General features: G+C 53.2%; 16 protein-coding genes and 2 tRNA genes. 15 read left to right on the forward strand and 3 right to left on the reverse strand.

Annotated features, from left to right (window positions below; genetic code table 11):
* Positions 1-1,434 carry a serine-type D-Ala-D-Ala carboxypeptidase gene (dacB, locus tag SK51_RS06895; protein WP_003861817.1) on the reverse strand — a complete coding sequence of 478 codons (1,434 nt, stop codon included), beginning with the start codon at positions 1,432-1,434 and terminating at the stop codon, positions 1-3.
* A 228-nt stretch (positions 1,435-1,662) separates the two neighbouring features.
* On the opposite strand from dacB, the gene greA reads away from it, so the two are divergent.
* Positions 1,663-2,139, forward strand: a complete 477-nt coding sequence (gene greA / locus SK51_RS06900) for a transcription elongation factor GreA (RefSeq protein WP_014171793.1) — start codon at positions 1,663-1,665, stop codon at positions 2,137-2,139.
* A gap of 151 nt (positions 2,140-2,290) precedes the next feature.
* Here greA and yhbY read toward each other — a convergent pair whose 3' ends face one another.
* Complete coding sequence (yhbY, locus tag SK51_RS06905; RefSeq protein WP_003861814.1) at positions 2,291-2,584, reverse strand: ribosome assembly RNA-binding protein YhbY; 294 nt, start codon at positions 2,582-2,584, stop codon at positions 2,291-2,293.
* Positions 2,585-2,711: 127 nt separating this feature from the next.
* On the opposite strand from yhbY, the gene rlmE reads away from it, so the two are divergent.
* From rlmE to SK51_RS06935, 6 genes are all read left to right on the forward strand, one after another.
* Positions 2,712-3,338 (forward strand): 23S rRNA (uridine(2552)-2'-O)-methyltransferase RlmE, encoded by a 627-nt coding sequence (gene rlmE, locus SK51_RS06910; protein WP_003861812.1) that lies wholly within the window; start codon positions 2,712-2,714, stop codon positions 3,336-3,338.
* A gap of 102 nt (positions 3,339-3,440) precedes the next feature.
* Positions 3,441-5,375 (forward strand): ATP-dependent zinc metalloprotease FtsH, encoded by a 1,935-nt coding sequence (gene ftsH / locus SK51_RS06915; RefSeq protein WP_003861810.1) that lies wholly within the window; start codon positions 3,441-3,443, stop codon positions 5,373-5,375.
* A gap of 98 nt (positions 5,376-5,473) precedes the next feature.
* Positions 5,474-6,322: a dihydropteroate synthase gene (gene folP, locus SK51_RS06920; RefSeq protein ID WP_022649520.1), complete on the forward strand. Its 849-nt coding sequence runs from the start codon at positions 5,474-5,476 to the stop codon at positions 6,320-6,322.
* Complete coding sequence (glmM, locus tag SK51_RS06925) at positions 6,315-7,652, forward strand: phosphoglucosamine mutase (protein ID WP_003861804.1); 1,338 nt, start codon at positions 6,315-6,317, stop codon at positions 7,650-7,652. The genes folP and glmM overlap by 8 nt, the downstream gene beginning before the upstream one ends.
* Positions 7,653-7,874: 222 nt before the next feature.
* A complete protein-coding gene (gene secG / locus SK51_RS06930; RefSeq protein WP_003861803.1) occupies positions 7,875-8,207 on the forward strand; it encodes a preprotein translocase subunit SecG in 333 nt (110 codons plus the stop codon).
* A 9-nt stretch (positions 8,208-8,216) separates the two neighbouring features.
* Positions 8,217-8,303: transfer RNA gene (locus SK51_RS06935), tRNA-Leu, on the forward strand.
* A 187-nt stretch (positions 8,304-8,490) separates the two neighbouring features.
* Here the strand turns inward: SK51_RS06935 and argG are convergent.
* Positions 8,491-9,837, reverse strand: coding sequence for an argininosuccinate synthase (gene argG / locus SK51_RS06940; RefSeq protein WP_022649518.1), 1,347 nt, complete (start codon positions 9,835-9,837; stop codon positions 8,491-8,493).
* 287 nt (positions 9,838-10,124) lie between these two features.
* On the opposite strand from argG, the gene SK51_RS06945 reads away from it, so the two are divergent.
* The 8 genes from SK51_RS06945 to pnp all read left to right on the forward strand — a co-directional run bounded on the left by SK51_RS06945 (position 10,125) and on the right by pnp (position 19,370).
* Positions 10,125-10,201 (forward strand) — tRNA-Met (locus SK51_RS06945).
* Positions 10,202-10,408: 207 nt separating this feature from the next.
* A complete protein-coding gene (gene rimP / locus SK51_RS06950; protein WP_014833432.1) occupies positions 10,409-10,861 on the forward strand; it encodes a ribosome maturation factor RimP in 453 nt (150 codons plus the stop codon).
* A gap of 28 nt (positions 10,862-10,889) precedes the next feature.
* On the forward strand, positions 10,890-12,392 hold the full coding sequence (nusA, locus tag SK51_RS06955) for a transcription termination factor NusA (RefSeq protein ID WP_003861798.1): 1,503 nt from the start codon (positions 10,890-10,892) through the stop codon (positions 12,390-12,392).
* Positions 12,393-12,416: 24 nt separating this feature from the next.
* On the forward strand, positions 12,417-15,104 hold the full coding sequence (gene infB / locus SK51_RS06960; protein WP_022649517.1) for a translation initiation factor IF-2: 2,688 nt from the start codon (positions 12,417-12,419) through the stop codon (positions 15,102-15,104).
* A gap of 106 nt (positions 15,105-15,210) precedes the next feature.
* Positions 15,211-15,615, forward strand: a complete 405-nt coding sequence (gene rbfA, locus SK51_RS06965; protein ID WP_003861793.1) for a 30S ribosome-binding factor RbfA — start codon at positions 15,211-15,213, stop codon at positions 15,613-15,615.
* Entirely contained in the window at positions 15,615-16,565 is a 951-nt protein-coding gene (truB, locus tag SK51_RS06970) for a tRNA pseudouridine(55) synthase TruB (protein ID WP_023298718.1), read from the forward strand. The genes rbfA and truB overlap by 1 nt, the downstream gene beginning before the upstream one ends.
* A gap of 154 nt (positions 16,566-16,719) precedes the next feature.
* Complete coding sequence (gene rpsO, locus SK51_RS06975; RefSeq protein WP_003861789.1) at positions 16,720-16,989, forward strand: 30S ribosomal protein S15; 270 nt, start codon at positions 16,720-16,722, stop codon at positions 16,987-16,989.
* 242 nt (positions 16,990-17,231) lie between these two features.
* Positions 17,232-19,370 (forward strand): polyribonucleotide nucleotidyltransferase, encoded by a 2,139-nt coding sequence (gene pnp / locus SK51_RS06980; RefSeq protein WP_022649515.1) that lies wholly within the window; start codon positions 17,232-17,234, stop codon positions 19,368-19,370.
* Positions 19,371-19,448 lie beyond the last annotated feature (78 nt).

The following is a 19,448-nucleotide window of genomic DNA, read 5'->3' on the forward strand; positions in this document are numbered from 1 at the left end:
CTAGTTATTCTGGTAGATGTCCTTATAGAGCCTGCTTTCGAAACGCACCAGTGGAATACGACGATTGCGCTGGTCAGCCGGTTCGACGGCATAGCCGGAAAGATACTGCACAAAGGCCATGCGTTGCCCGCTGGCTGTCGTGATAAAACCGGCAAGGTTGTAAACGCCCTGCAGGGAACCCGTTTTGGCTGACACTTTGCCATCCACGCCTGCAGCGTGAAGGCCCGCACGGTACTGAAGTGACCCATCGTGTCCGGCGAGCGGCAGCATTGTAATAAAGTTTAGCTCAGCGTCATGCTGAGCGATGTACTGCAACACCTGCATCATGGTGGCCGGTGAGATCAGGTTATGGCGCGATAAACCAGAACCGTCGACAGCGATCGTATTGCCCAGATCGATACCCGCCTGCTGGCGCAGGATCTGACGTACGGCATCAGAACCGGCCCGCCAGGTTCCTGGCACACCAAAGCGTGCGTGCCCAATCATACGGAACACGGTGTCGGCAATCATGTTATCCGACTTTTTCAGCATAATCTTAAGCAAATCATGCAGTGGCGCGGACTGTTTGCTGGCAATCACCGTGCCTGGTTCATTCACCTGCGTCTGGCGCAGCAGCGTTCCGGTGTAGGTTATGCCCGCCTGCTTCAGTTCATCTTTAAAAATGGCACCGGCATAGCCTGCGCCATCCTGAATGGCAAAGGCCAGCGGGAGGGGATCGGCCCGCTGGGTCAGGCAGCCGGTGAGCGTATAGCGATTGAGATCGCCCGGTACCACGTCGAGCTCACAATACTGTGCCTCCGGGGAGCCTTTCGCCAGCGTCCGCACCTGGCTGAACATCGTGACCGGGTAGTAAGACGCCACGCGGATAAACGCTAAGTCATTGGGTTTTGGCGCGCTGTAAAGCGATACGGAGAAGCAGTTACGGTCAACAATGGCGGCGGCTGGCGGGGCGCTAAAGCACTGCGTCATGTCGTTCCATGGCCAGCCAGGCGCTTTATCGTGGCTGGCGAAAATGGAGGTGTCGATCAGCACGTTGCCATCAATTTTTGTTACGCCGGATTTTTTCAGTACCGCCACCATGTTGCGGACATCCTGGCGCTTAAAGGTGGGATCGCCACCAAAACGGGCGATAAGATCGCCTTTCAGTTCGCCACCCTCAACGTTACCTCTGGTTTCAAGGGTGGTAGTAAAACGGAAGTCAGGCCCGAGCTGGAGCAGGGCGGCGAGGGCAGTGATCACCTTCTGGGTACTGGCAGGCAGCGCCATCTGTTGACTGTGATAGTCAATCTCGGGAGCCTGCGCGCCAACCTTCTGCACCATCAGGGCAAGGTTCGCGCCGGCGGGCAGTTGATTAATGTACTCATCAACATTCGCGGCCTGAACGGTGAACGTTATACTGGTAGTCAATCCGATGATAAAACTGGAAAATCGCATAATCTCGCGCTAACAACCCGAAAACAAACCGTCATACTACGGTGCATGGCACTGTAAAGTAAACGATGACCCATAGTGAACTTCGCGGTAAAATGCGTATCAAATTGAAAAATTGCTGCTGACCTGGGGCGTTGCTCCCGGGTCGGTTTTCTTTTTGCTTCTGGCCTGTTCAGGTGGGCTGGAGCAGGGAACACTGCTCCCAACAGGAATGTTTAAGAGGTATAACAAATGCAAGCTATTCCGATGACCTTACGTGGTGCCGAAAAACTGCGCGAAGAGCTGGATTTTCTGAAATCCGTACGTCGCCCTGAAATCATCGCCGCTATCGCGGATGCGCGTGAGCATGGCGACCTGAAAGAGAATGCTGAATACCACGCGGCGCGTGAGCAGCAGGGTTTCTGCGAGGGGCGTATCAAAGATATCGAAGCGAAACTGTCCAACGCGCAGGTTATCGATATCACTAAAATGCCAAACAACGGTCGCGTGATCTTCGGCTCTACCGTCACCGTCCTGAATCTGGACAACGACGAAGAGCAAACCTATCGCATCGTGGGTGATGATGAAGCGGACTTCAAACAGAACCTGATTTCGGTGAACTCCCCGATTGCTCGCGGCCTGATTGGCAAAGAGCAGGATGATGTTGTGACTATCCGCACCCCAGGTGGCGAAGTGGAATACGAAATTATTAAGGTTGAATACCTGTAATTCGCTTCTCTTCTAAGATGTTGATACATTGTAAAGAAAAGAAAAAGGCCGCATAGCGGCCTTTTATCAACTCAAGGAGCATGGCATTTTGCTCGCCTGCTGAAAGAAATCCCTCGTTTCACACAGAAAATGTGTTTGATTCAGGATATCCTTAACGTGGCAGCGAGATTTTGCGCTCTTTAGATGGGCGATAGAGCACCAGCGTTTTACCGATGACCTGTACATTACAGGCGCCGGTTTCGCGCACGATGGCTTCCACGATCAGGTTTTTAGTGTCTCTGTCTTCAGAGGCGATTTTCACCTTGATCAGCTCGTGGTGTTCCAGCGCTTGTTCAATCTCGGCAAGCACCCCTTCGGTCAAACCATTGTTGCCAAGCATCACTACAGGCTTGAGCGGATGTGCCAGACCTTTAAGGTGCTGTTTTTGTTTAGTACTCAGATTCATCGTATATTTTTGCTTACGTTGGGATTGAAAACGGTTCATTCTACCGCCATCTCCCTAATATCGCCAAATAGCTGCGTAGAAATTTACGTCACAGGCAAGTAACGATGAACCAGGACGGAAATGTTAAATGACAGGTAAAAAGCGTTCTGCCAGCTCCAGCCGCTGGCTTCAGGAACACTTTAGCGATAAATATGTTCAACAGGCGCAGAAAAAGGGGTTACGTTCCCGCGCCTGGTTTAAACTTGATGAAATACAGCAAAGTGACAAACTTTTTAAACCGGGAATGACGGTGGTCGACCTCGGTGCGGCACCTGGCGGATGGTCCCAGTATGCGGTTACGCAGATCGGCGGAACGGGCCGAATCATCGCATGCGATCTTTTACCAATGGATCCCATCGTCGGTGTCGACTTCCTTCAGGGCGACTTTCGTGATGAATTAGTGCTTAAAGCATTACTTGATCGTGTAGGTGACAGTAAGGTCCAGGTTGTCATGTCGGATATGGCACCAAATATGTGTGGAACACCGGCGGTGGATATCCCCCGCGCCATGTATCTGGTGGAACTAGCGTTAGAAATGTGTCGTGATGTACTAGCGCCTGGTGGTAGTTTTGTTGTGAAGGTGTTTCAGGGCGAAGGTTTCGAGGAGTATCTTAAGGAAATTCGCTCCCTGTTTGCGAAGGTCAAAGTTCGTAAGCCGGACTCTTCCCGGGCCCGTTCCCGTGAAGTGTATATTGTAGCGACCGGGCGAAAATGATAACCGGTAGATTTCAGGCGAAAGTTTGAATGAAACTGGATATAGAGTATCCTGACGCTGTTTTTAACACAGTTGTAATATGAGGTTAATCCCTTGAGTGACATGGCGAAAAACCTAATACTCTGGCTGGTCATTGCCGTTGTGCTGATGTCAGTTTTCCAGAGCTTTGGGCCCAGCGAGTCGAATGGCCGCAAGGTGGATTATTCTACCTTCCTGCAAGAGGTCAATCAGGACCAGGTTCGCGAAGCGCGTATCAACGGACGTGAGATCAACGTTACCAAGAAAGATAGTAACCGTTACACGACTTACATCCCGGTGAACGATCCTAAGCTGCTTGATAACCTTCTGACCAAAAACGTCAAAGTGGTAGGCGAGCCGCCGGAAGAACCAAGCCTGTTGGCTTCTATCTTCATTTCCTGGTTCCCGATGCTGCTTCTTATCGGTGTCTGGATCTTCTTTATGCGCCAGATGCAGGGCGGTGGTGGCAAAGGTGCCATGTCGTTCGGTAAGAGCAAGGCGCGTATGCTGACGGAAGACCAGATCAAGACCACCTTTGCTGACGTAGCAGGTTGTGACGAAGCAAAAGAAGAGGTGGGTGAACTGGTTGAATACCTGCGCGAGCCGAGCCGTTTCCAGAAACTGGGCGGTAAGATCCCGAAAGGCGTCCTGATGGTCGGCCCTCCGGGTACCGGTAAAACCCTGCTGGCAAAAGCCATTGCGGGTGAAGCGAAGGTCCCGTTCTTTACTATTTCAGGTTCTGACTTCGTTGAAATGTTCGTGGGTGTCGGTGCATCTCGTGTGCGTGACATGTTCGAGCAGGCTAAGAAGGCAGCACCGTGCATCATCTTCATCGATGAAATCGACGCCGTTGGCCGCCAGCGTGGCGCAGGCCTGGGCGGTGGTCACGATGAACGTGAGCAGACCCTGAACCAGATGCTGGTTGAAATGGACGGCTTTGAAGGTAACGAAGGTATCATCGTTATCGCGGCAACTAACCGTCCAGACGTACTCGACCCTGCGCTGCTGCGTCCAGGCCGTTTCGACCGTCAGGTTGTGGTCGGTCTGCCGGATGTTCGTGGTCGTGAACAGATCCTGAAAGTGCATATGCGTCGCGTACCGTTGGCGCCAGATATCGACGCGGCAATCATCGCGCGTGGTACTCCAGGCTTCTCCGGGGCGGATCTGGCTAACCTGGTCAACGAGGCAGCACTGTTTGCCGCTCGCGGTAACAAGCGTGTAGTGTCCATGGTGGAATTTGAGAAAGCGAAAGACAAAATCATGATGGGTGCGGAACGTCGCTCCATGGTGATGACGGAAGCGCAGAAAGAGTCCACGGCATATCACGAAGCGGGCCACGCGATTATCGGTCGTCTGGTGCCGGAACACGATCCGGTACACAAGGTGACGATCATTCCACGCGGTCGTGCGTTGGGTGTGACCTTCTTCCTGCCTGAAGGTGACGCGATCAGCGCCAGCCGTCAGAAGCTGGAAAGTCAGATTTCAACCCTGTACGGCGGTCGTCTGGCAGAAGAGATCATCTACGGTGCGGAACATGTTTCCACCGGTGCGTCGAACGATATTAAAGTGGCGACAAACCTGGCACGTAACATGGTGACCCAGTGGGGCTTCTCCGACAAACTCGGTCCGCTGCTCTATGCAGAAGAAGAGGGCGAAGTATTCCTGGGCCGCTCCGTGGCAAAAGCGAAACATATGTCCGATGAAACGGCTCGTATCATCGACCAGGAAGTGAAAGCGCTGATTGAGCGTAACTACGCTCGCGCCCGTCAGATCCTGAATGACAATATGGACATCCTGCATTCGATGAAAGATGCGCTCATGAAATATGAGACCATCGATGCGCCGCAAATTGACGACCTGATGGCTCGCCGCGAAGTGCGTCCGCCAGCAGGCTGGGAAGACCCAGGCGCGTCTAACAATTCTGACAACAATGGCACCCCGCGTGCACCGCGTCCGGTCGATGAACCGCGTACGCCAAACCCGGGCAACACCATGTCAGAGCAGTTGGGCGACAAGTAAGTCACTGCTGTTGAAGCGTTTGTCTGTACATCAAACCCTGGAGCGTGCTCCGGGGTTTTTCTTTTTTATATAACCATGAAAATAACAGGGATTTAGCCATGAAACTCTTCGCCCAGGACTCGCATCTCGACCTTTCACATCCGCATGTGATGGGAATCCTGAATGTCACGCCTGATTCCTTCTCTGACGGCGGCACGCATAACTCGCTTATCGACGCGGTTAAACACGCGAATTTAATGATCAACGCGGGTGCCACCATCATTGACGTTGGAGGGGAGTCAACGCGGCCTGGCGCGGCGGAGGTTTCGGTGGAAGAAGAGCTGGCGCGCGTGGTGCCGGTGGTGGAGGCTATCGCCCGGCGCTTTGAAGTGTGGATCTCCGTTGATACCTCCAAACCCGAAGTGATCCGTGAAGTGGCGAGAGTGGGTGCTCACATTATTAATGATATCCGCTCGCTGACCGAGCCGGGCGCAATTGAAGCCGCCGCTGAAACCGGGCTACCGGTGTGTCTGATGCATATGCAGGGCCAGCCTAAGACAATGCAGGAGGCGCCAAAATATGAAGATGTGTTTGCCGACGTCACCCGCTTCTTTATTGAGCATATCGAACGCTGTGAACGTGCGGGTATCGCAAAAGAGAAATTGCTGCTCGACCCGGGCTTCGGTTTCGGTAAAAATCTCTCACACAATTACGCGTTGCTTGCGCGCTTATCAGAGTTTCATCAGTTCGGCCTGCCACTGCTAGTGGGAATGTCGAGAAAATCGATGATTGGTCAGTTGTTGAATGTCGGGCCGAACGAACGTCTGAGCGGCAGTCTGGCCTGCGCGGTGATTGCCGCGATGCAAGGTGCACACATCATTCGCGTCCATGACGTAAAAGAAACAGTAGAAGCCATGCGTGTGGTGGAAGCCACACTGGCAGCGAAGGAAAACAAACGCTATGAGTAATCGTAAATATTTTGGTACCGATGGCATCCGTGGGCGCGTAGGCGATGCGCCAATTACCCCTGACTTTGTCCTGAAGCTGGGTTGGGCGGCGGGTAAGGTACTGGCGCGTCATGGCTCCCGTAAGATCATTATTGGTAAAGATACCCGTATTTCGGGTTATATGCTGGAGTCCGCGCTGGAAGCCGGGCTGGCGGCGGCGGGGCTTTCAGCTTCCTTTACGGGGCCAATGCCGACCCCTGCTGTTGCCTATCTGACTCGTACCTTCCGTGCGGAAGCGGGCATCGTGATTTCAGCTTCTCATAATCCGTTCTATGACAACGGTATCAAATTCTTCTCCATCGACGGCACTAAACTGCCGGATGACGTGGAAGAGGCGATTGAAGCGGAAATGGAGAAAGAGATCACCTGTGTCGACTCCGCTGAGCTGGGTAAAGCCAACCGTATTGTCGATGCCGCAGGCCGCTACATTGAATTCTGCAAAGGCACGTTCCCGAATGAACTGAGCCTGGCACACCTCAAAATTGTAGTGGACTGTGCAAACGGTGCGACCTATCACATTGCGCCGAATGTTTTCCGCGAGCTGGGTGCGAAAGTGATCACCATCGGCTGCGAGCCGGACGGTCTGAACATCAATGAAGAAGTCGGCGCGACAGACGTGCGTGCCTTGCAGGCGCGTGTACTGGCTGAAAAAGCCGATCTGGGTATTGCCCTGGATGGCGATGGCGATCGTGTGATCATGGTTGACCACGAAGGTAACAAGGTCGATGGCGATCAGATCCTCTACATCATTGCGCGTGAAGGCCTGCGTCAGGGGCAACTGCGCGGTGGCGCGGTGGGCACGCTGATGAGCAATATGGGTCTGGAGCTGGCGCTGAAACAGCTGGGCATCCCGTTTGTTCGCGCGAAAGTGGGTGACCGCTACGTGCTGGAAAAACTTCAGGAAAAAGGCTGGCGCATTGGCGCGGAAAACTCCGGCCACGTGATCCTGCTCGATAAAACCACCACCGGTGACGGCATTGTGGCGGCGCTTCAGGTTGTTGCCGCGATGGCGCGTAACCATATGAGCCTGCACGATCTGTGCAGCGGCATGAAAATGTTCCCGCAGATCCTGGTGAACGTGCGTTTCACCGCTGGTAAAGGCGACCCGCTGGAAAATGATAACGTGAAAGCGGTGATGGCAGAGGTGGAAGCGACGCTTGGCAGCCGTGGACGCGTCCTGCTGCGTAAGTCGGGTACCGAGCCGCTGATCCGCGTGATGGTGGAAGGTGAAGACGAAGCGCAGGTAACTGAATTTGCGCACCGCATTGCGGATGCAGTGAAAGCTGCATAATCTTTCAGAATAAGTGTTTAAAAAGGCGGCGTTTGCCGCCTTTGTTTTAAGCAATTAATGGCTTTTTGCTGTTTTTTTCCGCAGTTGATACAATGCCTCGAAAATGCCCTTGCGAAGGTGATTCGCTTTGGTTAGTATTCACACCCGCTTCAGTGGGAAACAAAATCCTGCTAATTGGTCGAAGCATTGGTATGCGGCAAATCCGCAAGGAACAGGTTGATTATGTACGAAGCTCTTTTAGTTATTTTCCTTATTGTAGCCATCGCTCTCGTAGCGCTGATTATGCTGCAGCAAGGTAAAGGCGCTGATATGGGAGCCTCCTTCGGAGCAGGCGCTTCCGGTACGCTGTTCGGTTCAAGTGGTTCTGCGAACTTCATGACCCGTACGACGGCGATTCTGGCTACGCTGTTCTTCATCATCAGTCTGGTGCTGGGCAATATCAACAGCAACAAGACCAGTAAAGGAAGCGAGTGGGAAAATCTGAGCGCGCCAGCAAAAACTGAGCAAACTCAGCCAGCTGCACCGGCTAAGCCAACCAGCGATATCCCGCAGTAAGTATTCAGTACCGAGGTGGTGGAATTGGTAGACACGCTACCTTGAGGTGGTAGTGCCCTAACGGGCTTGTGGGTTCGAGTCCCATCCTCGGTACCAATATTCCAGAAGAAAGACGTCGCAAGACGTCTTTTTTTTCGTCTGTACATTCTGTGTTTCCGATCTATTGTAGGGCGGGTAAGCGCAGCGCCGCCCGCCGTTTTGCCCGGTGGCGCTGCGCTTACCGGGCCTACGAAGACCACAAAAAAGGCGCCCATTGGGCGCCTTTTGCATGTCTTGCTGTCGATCACTTCTTATCGCTGTGTTCCAGGTTCTCAACCTGCGGCAGACCATTACCGGAATTCGCGGAGAGCAGGCCATTCTCAACATAGTTGAACAGCTTCTCACGGGTATCGGTGATGTCCAGGTTACGCATGGTCAGCTGGCCAATACGATCGTCCGGAGAGAATACTGACTCACCTTTCTCCATGGTCAGACGCTCTGCTTTATAGGTCAGGTTGTCAGACACGGTATTGAGGATGGAGTAATCATTGCCGCGACGCAGTTCCAGCGTCACTTCGCCGGTGATTGCGCTCGCCACCCAACGTTGCAGGGCGTCACGCAGCATCAGCGCTTGTGGATCAAACCAGCGACCCTGATACAGCAGTTTGCCCAGCTGACGGCCATGAGCGTGATACTGCTCAATGGTGTCTTCGTTGTGAATACCGGTCAGCAGACGCTCGTAAGCGATGTGCAGCAGCGCCATCCCCGGAGCTTCGTAAATGCCACGGCTTTTCGCTTCGATGATACGGTTTTCGATCTGATCGCTCATACCCAGACCGTGACGACCGCCGATGCGGTTTGCTTCCAGCATCAGTTCAACATCGTCTGAGAAGGTTTTACCGTTCAGGGCAACCGGATGACCGCGTTCGAAACGCACGGTCACTTCTTCCGCCGGGATCTTCACGTTCTCATCCCAGAATTTTACGCCCATGATCGGGTTAACAATTTTTACGCTGGAGTTCAGGAATTCCAGGTCTTTCGCTTCGTGCGTCGCACCCAGCATGTTGGAGTCGGTTGAGTAGGCTTTCTCAACGGACATCTTATAGTCAAAGCCGCAGGCAATCATAAACTCAGACATTTCATGACGGCCACCCAGTTCGTCGATGAAGTCGGTATCCAGCCACGGTTTGTAGATCTGCAACTCGGCGTTGGTCAGCAGACCGTAACGATAGAAACGTTCAATATCGTTGCCTTTATAGGTACTGCCATCACCCCAGATGTTCACGCCATCTTCTTTCATGGCGGCGACCAGCATGGTGCCGGTGACAGCACGACCCAGCGGAGTGGTATTAAAATAGGTCAGGCCGCCGGTAGTGTTATGAAAAGCACCGCACTGGATAGCGGCAATGCCTTCAGCGACCAGTTGCTTACGGCAGTCAATCAGACGTGCGTTCTCTGCGCCATACTCCATGGCACGACGAGGGATCGCGTCATAATCTTCCTCGTCCGGCTGACCCAGGTTCGCAGTATATGCATACGGAACCGCTCCCTTCTGGCGCATCCACAGCAGTGCAGCGCTGGTATCCAGGCCGCCTGAGAAAGCGATGCCAATACGTTGTCCTACCGGAAGATGCTTGAGAATCGTCGTCATAGAATAAAACCCTGCTTGATTGACTGATTAGAGACCGCTTTCGCTCTCTTGTGCATTTTTATGCAAAATAAATGAGTATTCATTTAATCATCTTTTGTCGAAGACCGGAAGAGACTCGTGCGTTTTTTGTAAAAAAATTGGTCTGTTCTGTCTGGCAGAAGCTGGGTTGACAGGTGGGGTCAACTATCAATATACTAAACGCCGATTTTACGTCCCGTCTTCGGTACCAAATCCCAGCATTATTTGCAAATTCTGTCCAAAACGCGTAGAATTTGCCACGTTTCAGGCGCGGGGTGGAGCAGCCTGGTAGCTCGTCGGGCTCATAACCCGAAGGTCGTCGGTTCAAATCCGGCCCCCGCAACCACTTTCCTATAAAGTTCTTTTTCAAATATACTGTGAAGACTTAGAGCCTTCGTAGCTGGATTTGAAAAAATTCTTTCGGAAAGTGCTCCAGGCCACAGTTGTGGCTATAGGGTTCAGTTATCTAAAGCCCCGATTTATCGGGGTTTTTTGTTATCTGACTACAGAATAACTGGGCTTTACGCCCTTTTTTTATGTCTTGGGGGTGGGCTTGTCCACATTAGAGCAAAAATTAACAGAGATGATTACTGCACCGGTCGAAGCACTGGGCTACGAACTGGTCGGCATCGAATTCGTTCGCGGCCGCACATCGACGCTGCGCATCTATATTGATAGTGAAGATGGCATCAATGTTGATGATTGTGCTGATGTCAGCCACCAGGTGAGTGCGGTTCTTGATGTTGAAGATCCGATTACCGTTGCGTACAACCTGGAAGTTTCCTCACCTGGCCTCGATCGTCCGATGTTCACGGCCGAGCACTATGTGCGCTTTACCGGTGAAGAAGTGGCTCTCGTTCTGCGTATGGCCGTACAGAACCGCCGTAAATGGCAGGGAATTATCAAAGCCGTTGATGGTGAAATGATCACGGTGACAGTCGAAGGCAAAGATGAAGTGTTCGCGCTGAGTAATATCCAGAAGGCGAACCTGGTTCCCCACTTTTAACAGTCTGGATTGAGGTGAAAAGCCCGCGATGAACAAAGAAATTTTGGCTGTTGTTGAAGCCGTCTCCAACGAGAAATCACTGCCGCGTGAGAAGATTTTCGAAGCGCTGGAAAGTGCACTGGCTACAGCAACCAAGAAAAAATACGAACAAGAGATCGATGTTCGCGTAGAAATCGATCGTAAAAGCGGTGACTTCGATACATTCCGTCGTTGGGTAATCGTTGAAGAAGTGACCCAACCGACCAAAGAGATCACGCTGGAAGCGGCACGTTTTGAAGACGAAAGTCTGAACGTGGGTGACTACGTTGAAGATCAGATTGAATCTGTCACCTTCGACCGTATCACCACCCAGACCGCGAAGCAGGTTATCGTGCAGAAAGTTCGCGAAGCCGAGCGCGCGCTGGTTGTCGATCAGTTCCGCGATCAGGAAGGCGAAATCATCACTGGCGTGGTGAAGAAAGTGAACCGCGATAACATCTCTCTGGAGATCAAATCCGAAGGGCTGCCGGGTAACGCTGAAGCCGTTATCCTGCGTGAAGACATGCTGCCGCGTGAAAACTTCCGCCCAGGCGACCGTATTCGTGGTGTGCTGTATGCCGTACGTCCTGAAGCACGCGGTGCACAGCTGTTCGTGACGCGTTCTAAACCAGAAATGCTGGTTGAACTGTTCCGTATCGAAGTGCCGGAAATCGGCGAAGAAGTTATCGAAATCAAAGCGGCGGCCCGCGATCCGGGCTCCCGTGCGAAAATTGCGGTGAAAACCAACGACAAGCGTATCGACCCGGTCGGTGCTTGCGTCGGTATGCGTGGCGCACGTGTTCAGGCGGTTTCTACCGAACTGGGCGGCGAGCGTATTGATATCGTTCTGTGGGACGACAATCCGGCGCAGTTCGTGATCAACGCAATGGCACCGGCTGATGTGGCGTCTATCGTTGTTGACGAAGACAAACACACCATGGATATCGCTGTAGAAGCGGGCAACCTGGCGCAGGCGATTGGCCGTAACGGTCAGAACGTACGTCTGGCGTCACAGCTGAGCGGCTGGGAACTCAACGTGATGACCGTTGATGACCTTCAGGCCAAGCATCAGGCTGAAGCCCACGCGGCGATCGATACCTTCACCAAATACCTGGACATTGACGAAGACTTCGCCACTGTGCTGGTTGAAGAAGGTTTCTCTACGCTGGAAGAACTGGCCTACGTGCCAATGAAAGAGCTGCTGGAAATTGACGGTCTGGATGAACCAACCGTTGAAGCCCTGCGTGAACGCGCTAAAAACGCACTGACCACCCTGGCGCTGGCTCAGGAAGAAAGCCTTGGCGATAAGAAGCCGGCTGATGACCTGCTGAATCTGGAAGGTCTTGATCGTGCGATTGCGTTCAAGCTGGCTGCCCGTGGTGTTTGTACGCTGGAAGATCTCGCTGAGCAAGGCGTTGATGACCTGGCTGATATCGAAGGTTTAACCGACGAGAAAGCCGGCGAACTCATCATGGCCGCACGTAATATTTGCTGGTTCGGCGACGAAGCGTAATAAACTGTAGCAGGAAGGAACAGCATGACTGATGTAACTGTAAAATCGCTGGCTGCTGAGATTCAGACCTCCGTGGACCGCCTGGTACAGCAATTTGCTGATGCAGGGATCCCGAAGGCCGCTGATGACTCGGTGACCGCGCAAGAAAAACAAACCTTGTTAGCGCACCTGAACCGTGAACACGGCTCTACGCCTGACAAGTTAACGCTGCAGCGCAAAACGCGTAGCACGTTGAACATCCCTGGTACCGGTGGCAAAAGCAAATCGGTACAAATTGAAGTCCGCAAGACGCGCACCTTTGTAAAACGTGATCCGCAAGAGGCAGAACGCCTTGCTGCGGAAGAGCAGGCACAGCGTGAAGCGGAAGAACAAGCTCAGCGTGAGGCAGAAGCCACTGCCAAACGCGAAGCAGAATTAAAAGCTGAACGTGAGGCCGCAGAAAAAGCGAAACGCGACGCCGGTGAAAAAGCGAAGCGTGACGCTGCGGAAAAAGACAAAGTGAGCAATCAACAGACCGACGAAATGACCAAAACTGCCCAGGCTGAAAAAGCCCGCCGTGAAAATGAAGCTGCCGAGCTGAAGCGTAAAGCGGAAGAAGAAGCCCGCCGCAAGCTTGAAGAAGAAGCTCGCCGCGTCGCCGAAGAAGCGCGTCGCATGGCAGAAGAAAACGAGAAGAACGGTGTGAATACCGCTGAACCAACTGAAGACAACAGCGATTATCACGTAACCACTTCTCAGCATGCGCGCCAGGCAGAAGACGATAACGACCGTGAAGTTGAAGGTGGTCGTGGCCGTACTCGCAGTACAAAAGCGGCGCGTCCTGCGAAAAAAGGTAACAAGCACGCTGAATCTAAAGCTGACCGTGAAGAAGCACGTGCAGCGGTTCGCGGTGGTAAAGGCGGTAAGCGTAAAGGTTCCGCTCTGCAGCAGGGCTTCCAGAAGCCAGCTCAGGCCGTTAACCGTGACGTTGTGATCGGCGAAACCATCACCGTTGGCGAACTGGCTAACAAGATGGCGGTGAAAGGCTCTCAGGTCATCAAAGCGATGATGAAGCTGGGCGCAATGGCCACCATCAACCAGGTCATCGACCAGGAAACCGCACAGCTGGTTGCCGAGGAGATGGGCCACAAAGTTATCCTGCGTCGTGAAAACGAGCTGGAAGAAGCAGTAATGAGCGACCGTGATACGGGCGCAGCGGCTGAACCGCGCGCACCGGTTGTGACCATCATGGGTCACGTTGACCACGGTAAAACCTCTCTGCTTGACTACATTCGTTCTACTAAGGTTGCCTCCGGCGAAGCGGGTGGTATTACCCAGCATATCGGTGCTTACCACGTAGAAACCGAAAACGGCATGATCACCTTCCTGGATACCCCAGGCCACGCAGCGTTTACCTCAATGCGTGCTCGTGGTGCTCAGGCAACGGATATCGTTGTTCTGGTTGTTGCTGCCGATGATGGCGTGATGCCACAGACCATTGAAGCTATCCAGCACGCGAAAGCGGCGCAGGTGCCTTTGGTTGTTGCAGTCAACAAAATCGATAAGCCAGAAGCCGATATGGATCGCGTTAAGAACGAACTGTCACAGTACGGCGTTATGCCGGAAGAGTGGGGCGGTGAAGCGCAGTTCATCCCTGTATCTGCAAAAGCAGGTACCGGTATCGACGACCTGCTGAACGCTATCCTGCTTCAGGCTGAAGTTCTGGAGCTGAAAGCGGTTCGTAAAGGTATGGCGAGCGGCGCGGTAATCGAATCCTTCCTGGATAAAGGTCGTGGTCCGGTTGCAACCGTTCTGGTTCGCGAAGGTACTCTGCACAAGGGCGACATCGTTCTGTGTGGTTTCGAATACGGTCGCGTTCGTGCGATGCGTAACGAACTGGGTCAGGAAGTGCTGGAAGCGGGTCCGTCCATCCCAGTGGAAATCCTCGGCCTGTCCGGTGTTCCGGCTGCCGGTGACGAAGTAACCGTGGTACGTGACGAGAAGAAAGCACGTGAAGTGGCGCTGTATCGTCAGGGTAAATTCCGTGAGGTGAAACTGGCTCGCCAGCAGAAATCTAAACTCGAGAACATGTTCGCCAACATGACTGAAGGCGAAGTTCACGAAGTGAACATCGTTCTGAAAGCGGACGTACAGGGTTCTGTGGAAGCGATCTCCGACTCCTTGCTGAAACTGTCTACCGACGAAGTGAAAGTGAAGATCATCGGTTCTGGCGTAGGTGGTATCACCGAAACCGACGCAACCTTGGCAGCCGCGTCCAACGCTATCCTGGTTGGCTTCAACGTTCGTGCTGACGCATCTGCGCGTAAAGTTATCGATGCTGAAAGCCTGGATCTGCGTTACTACTCCGTCATCTATAACCTGATTGACGAAGTGAAAGCAGCGATGAGCGGCATGCTGTCTCCTGAGCTGAAACAGCAGATCATCGGTCTGGCTGAAGTACGTGACGTGTTCAAATCACCGAAATTCGGTGCGATCGCGGGCTGTATGGTTACCGAAGGGACCATTAAGCGTCACAACCCAATCCGCGTACTGCGCGACAACGTGGTTATCTACGAAGGTGAGCTGGAATCCCTGCGCCGCTTCAAAGATGACGTTAACGAAGTTCGTAACGGCATGGAATGTGGTATCGGTGTTAAGAACTACAACGACGTTCGCGTTGGCGATATGATCGAAGTGTTCGAGATCATCGAAATTCAGCGTACCATCGCGTAATCTTCGTCAACTGAAGATTAATTAGCGTAGGCCGGGTAAGCGAAGCGCCACCCGGCAGTAATTTTAAAAAGGGGCTTAAGCCCCTTTTTTGTCTGGAGAATTTATTATGGCGAAAGAATTTGGTCGCCCACAGCGCGTCGCGCAGGAGATGCAGAAAGAGATCGCTCTCATTCTGCAACGTGAAATCAAAGATCCACGCGTGGGGATGATGACCACCGTGTCTGGCGTGGAAATGTCCCGCGACCTGGCGTACGCCAAAGTGTTTGTGACATTCCTGAATGACCAGGATGAAGACGCCGTGAAGAACGGCATTAAAGCGCTGCAGGAAGCCTCTGGTTTCATCCGCTCTCTGCTTGGCAAAGCGATGCGTCTGCGTATTGTGCCGGAGCTGACCTTCTTCTACGACAACTCGCTGGTTGAGGGTATGCGTATGTCCAACCTGGTGACCAGCGTGGTGAAACATGACGATGAGCGTCGTGTTAACCCGGCGGACGACAGCAAGGAGGACTGATGAGTCGTCCTCGTCGTCGCGGTCGTGACGTGCATGGCGTGCTGTTGCTGGATAAACCACAGGGCGCATCCAGCAACGACGTGCTGCAAAAAGTAAAGCGTATTTATAACGCCAATCGCGCGGGGCACACCGGCGCGCTGGATCCGCTGGCAACCGGGATGCTCCCGATCTGCCTGGGTGAAGCGACAAAGTTTTCCCAGTATCTGCTGGATTCCGATAAGCGCTACCGCGTGATTGCCAAACTGGGCCAGCGCACGGACACTTCCGATGCGGATGGTCAGGTCGTTGAAGAGCGTCCGGTAACCTTCAGCGCAGAGCAACTTGATGCGGCGCTGGAGAGCTTCCGGGGCGACACAATGCAGGTGCCGTCGATGTATTCGGCGTTGAAATATCAGGGCAAGAAGCTTTACGAATATGCGCGTCAGGGCATTGACGTTCCGCGTGAAGCCCGTCCGATTACCGTGTATGAGCTGTTGTTCATTCGCCACGAAGGTGATGAGCTGGAGCTGGAAGTGCACTGCTCGAAAGGGACCTACATCCGCACCATCATTGACGACCTCGGTGAAAAGCTGGGCTGCGGCGCGCATGTGATTTATCTGCGTCGTCTGGCGGTCAGCAAGTATCCGGTCGAACGTATGGTAACGCTTGAGCATCTGCACGCCCTGGCTGAACAGGCGCAAGCGCAGGGAATTGCGCCGGCAGATCTGCTGGATCCGCTGCTGATGCCAATGGACAGTCCGGCAGCAGATTTCCCGGTTGTTAATCTTCCTTTAACATCGTCCGTTTATTTTAAGAACGGAAACCCGGTCCGCACAACGGGGGCGCCGCTTGAGGGCCTGGTCCGTGTGACGGAAGGGGAGGAAGGCAAGTTTATCGGGATGGGCGAAATGGACGGTGAAGGGCGCGTTGCCCCGCGTCGTCTGGTCGTCGAATACCCGGTCGAAGCGTGACGGTGATAACGCCTCACCTTGCGATAAGCAGGGGAGACGAGTAGAATATCGCCGCTTAACGCCTGGTAAATTGTTTAACAATCTGCGGGGCGTACATGGGATAGCTGAATTAGAGATCGGCATCCTTACATTCTTTATACTTTGGAGTTTGAAAATGTCTCTAAGCGTTGAAGCTAAAGCTAAAATCGTTTCTGAGTTTGGTCGTGGTACTAACGACAGCGGTTCTACCGAAGTTCAGGTTGCACTGCTGACTGCACAGATTAACCACCTGCAGGGTCACTTTGCAGAGCACAAAAAAGATCACCACAGCCGTCGTGGTCTGCTGCGTATGGTTTCTCAGCGTCGTAAACTGCTCGACTACCTGAAGCGTAAAGATGTTGCACGCTACACCGCGCTGATCGAGCGTCTGGGTCTGCGTCGCTAATTCTTGCGAGTTTCAGAAAAGGGGGCCTGATGGCCCCTTTTTTCAACCAGACGGCAGCAATTCAGGGGAAACTATTGTATTGTTGCTATAAATGATCTTCATTGCAGAGGTTCGCGCGGCTAATGAGAGGCTTCACCCATGGGGGTGTCGGTTGTCATTAGTCGCGAGGATGCGAAGAAGGTCGGGTTAAATCGTCAGCACACCTGAGGTGTGCTTTCAAACATTTAAGAAAGGACAGAATTTTGCTGAATCCGATCGTTCGTAAATTCCAGTATGGTCAGCATACCGTCACGCTGGAAACCGGCATGATGGCTCGTCAGGCTACTGCTGCCGTAATGGTAAGCATGGATGACACTGCTGTATTCGTTACCGTAGTTGGCCAGAAAAAAGCTAAACCAGGTCAGGACTTCTTCCCACTGACCGTGAACTACCAGGAGCGTACCTACGCTGCCGGTAAAATCCCGGGTGGCTTCTTCCGTCGTGAAGGCCGTCCAAGCGAAGGCGAAACCCTGATCGCGCGTCTGATTGACCGCCCGGTTCGTCCGCTGTTCCCGGAAGGTTTCGTCAATGAAGTGCAGGTTATCGCAACCGTTGTTTCCGTTAACCCACAGGTTAACCCGGACATCGTAGCGATGATCGGTGCGTCTGCTGCCCTGTCACTGTCTGGTATCCCATTCAATGGCCCAATCGGTGCCGCGCGCGTCGGTTACATCAACGACCAGTACGTGCTGAACCCAACTCAGGAAGAGCTGAAAGAGAGTAAGCTGGACCTGGTTGTTGCCGGTACTGAAGCAGCAGTTCTGATGGTTGAATCTGAAGCAGAACTGCTGAGTGAAGACCAGATGCTGGGCGCAGTGGTCTTCGGCCACGACCAGCAGCAGATTGTTATCCAGAACATCAACGACCTGGTGAAAGAAGCTGGTAAACCACGTTGGGACTGGCAGCCAGAAGCGGTAAACGACGCGCTGAACGCACGCGTAGCTGCACTGGCAGAATCTCGTCTGAGCGATGCATATCGCATTACAGACAAACAGGAGCGTTATGCTCAGGTTGACGTGATCAAAGATGAAACCATCGCAACCCTGATCGCGGAAGACGAAACGCTGGACGCTAACGAGCTGAGCGAAATCCTGCACGCTATCGAGAAAAACGTTGTTCGTAGTCGCGTACTGGCAGGCGAGCCGCGTATTGATGGCCGTGAAAAGGACATGATCCGTGGTCTGGATGTGCGTACTGGCGTGCTGCCACGTACTCACGGTTCCGCGCTGTTCACCCGTGGTGAAACCCAGGCGCTGGTTACCGCTACCCTGGGTACTGCACGTGACGCACAGAACATCGATGAACTGATGGGCGAGCGCACTGACAGCTTCCTGTTCCACTACAACTTCCCTCCGTACTCTGTGGGCGAGACCGGTATGGTTGGCTCACCGAAGCGTCGTGAAATTGGTCACGGTCGTCTGGCGAAGCGCGGCGTGCTGGCAGTAATGCCAGAAGCAGACAAATTCCCGTACACCGTACGTGTCGTGTCTGAAATCACTGAATCCAACGGTTCTTCTTCCATGGCTTCCGTGTGTGGTGCCTCTCTGGCGCTGATGGATGCAGGCGTGCCGATCAAAGCCGCCGTTGCGGGTATCGCAATGGGTCTGGTGAAAGAAGGCGACAACTTCGTTGTTCTGTCTGACATTCTGGGTGACGAAGATCACCTGGGTGATATGGACTTCAAAGTGGCGGGTTCCCGCGACGGTATCTCTGCCCTGCAGATGGATATCAAAATTGAAGGTATCACCAAAGAGATCATGCAGGTTGCTCTGAACCAGGCTAAAGGTGCGCGTCTGCACATTCTGGGCGTGATGGAACAGGCTATCAACGCACCACGCGGTGATATCTCTGAATTCGCTCCGCGTATTCACACCATCAAGATCAATCCAGACAAGATCAAAGATGTTATCGGTAAGGGCGGTTCTGTTATCCGTGCACTGACCGAAGAAACGGGCACCACCATCGAAATCGAAGATGACGGTACTGTGAAAATCGCAGCAACCGACGGTGAGAAAGCGAAATATGCTATCCGCCGTATCGAAGAGATTACAGCAGAAATCGAAGTGGGCCGTATCTACAATGGTAAAGTGACCCGTATCGTTGACTTTGGTGCATTCGTTGCCATCGGTGGCGGTAAAGAAGGTCTGGTACATATCTCTCAGATCGCTGACAAGCGCGTTGAGAAAGTGACCGATTACCTGCAAATGGGTCAGGAAGTACCGGTGAAAGTTCTGGAAGTTGACCGCCAGGGCCGTATCCGTCTGAGCATTAAAGAAGCAACCGAGCAGTCTCAGCCTGCTGCGGCGCCGGAAGCTCCGGCTGCTGAACAGCAAGGCGAGTAAGGTTGCCATTTGCCCTCCGCGCAGGCGGAGGGCTTATTATCAGGCAGGACGCCTTGTTAAGCCGCCGGGGGACAGGAC

Source organism: Enterobacter sp. MGH85 (genome assembly GCF_001037655.1).
Taxonomy (GTDB): domain Bacteria; phylum Pseudomonadota; class Gammaproteobacteria; order Enterobacterales; family Enterobacteriaceae; genus Enterobacter; species Enterobacter intestinihominis.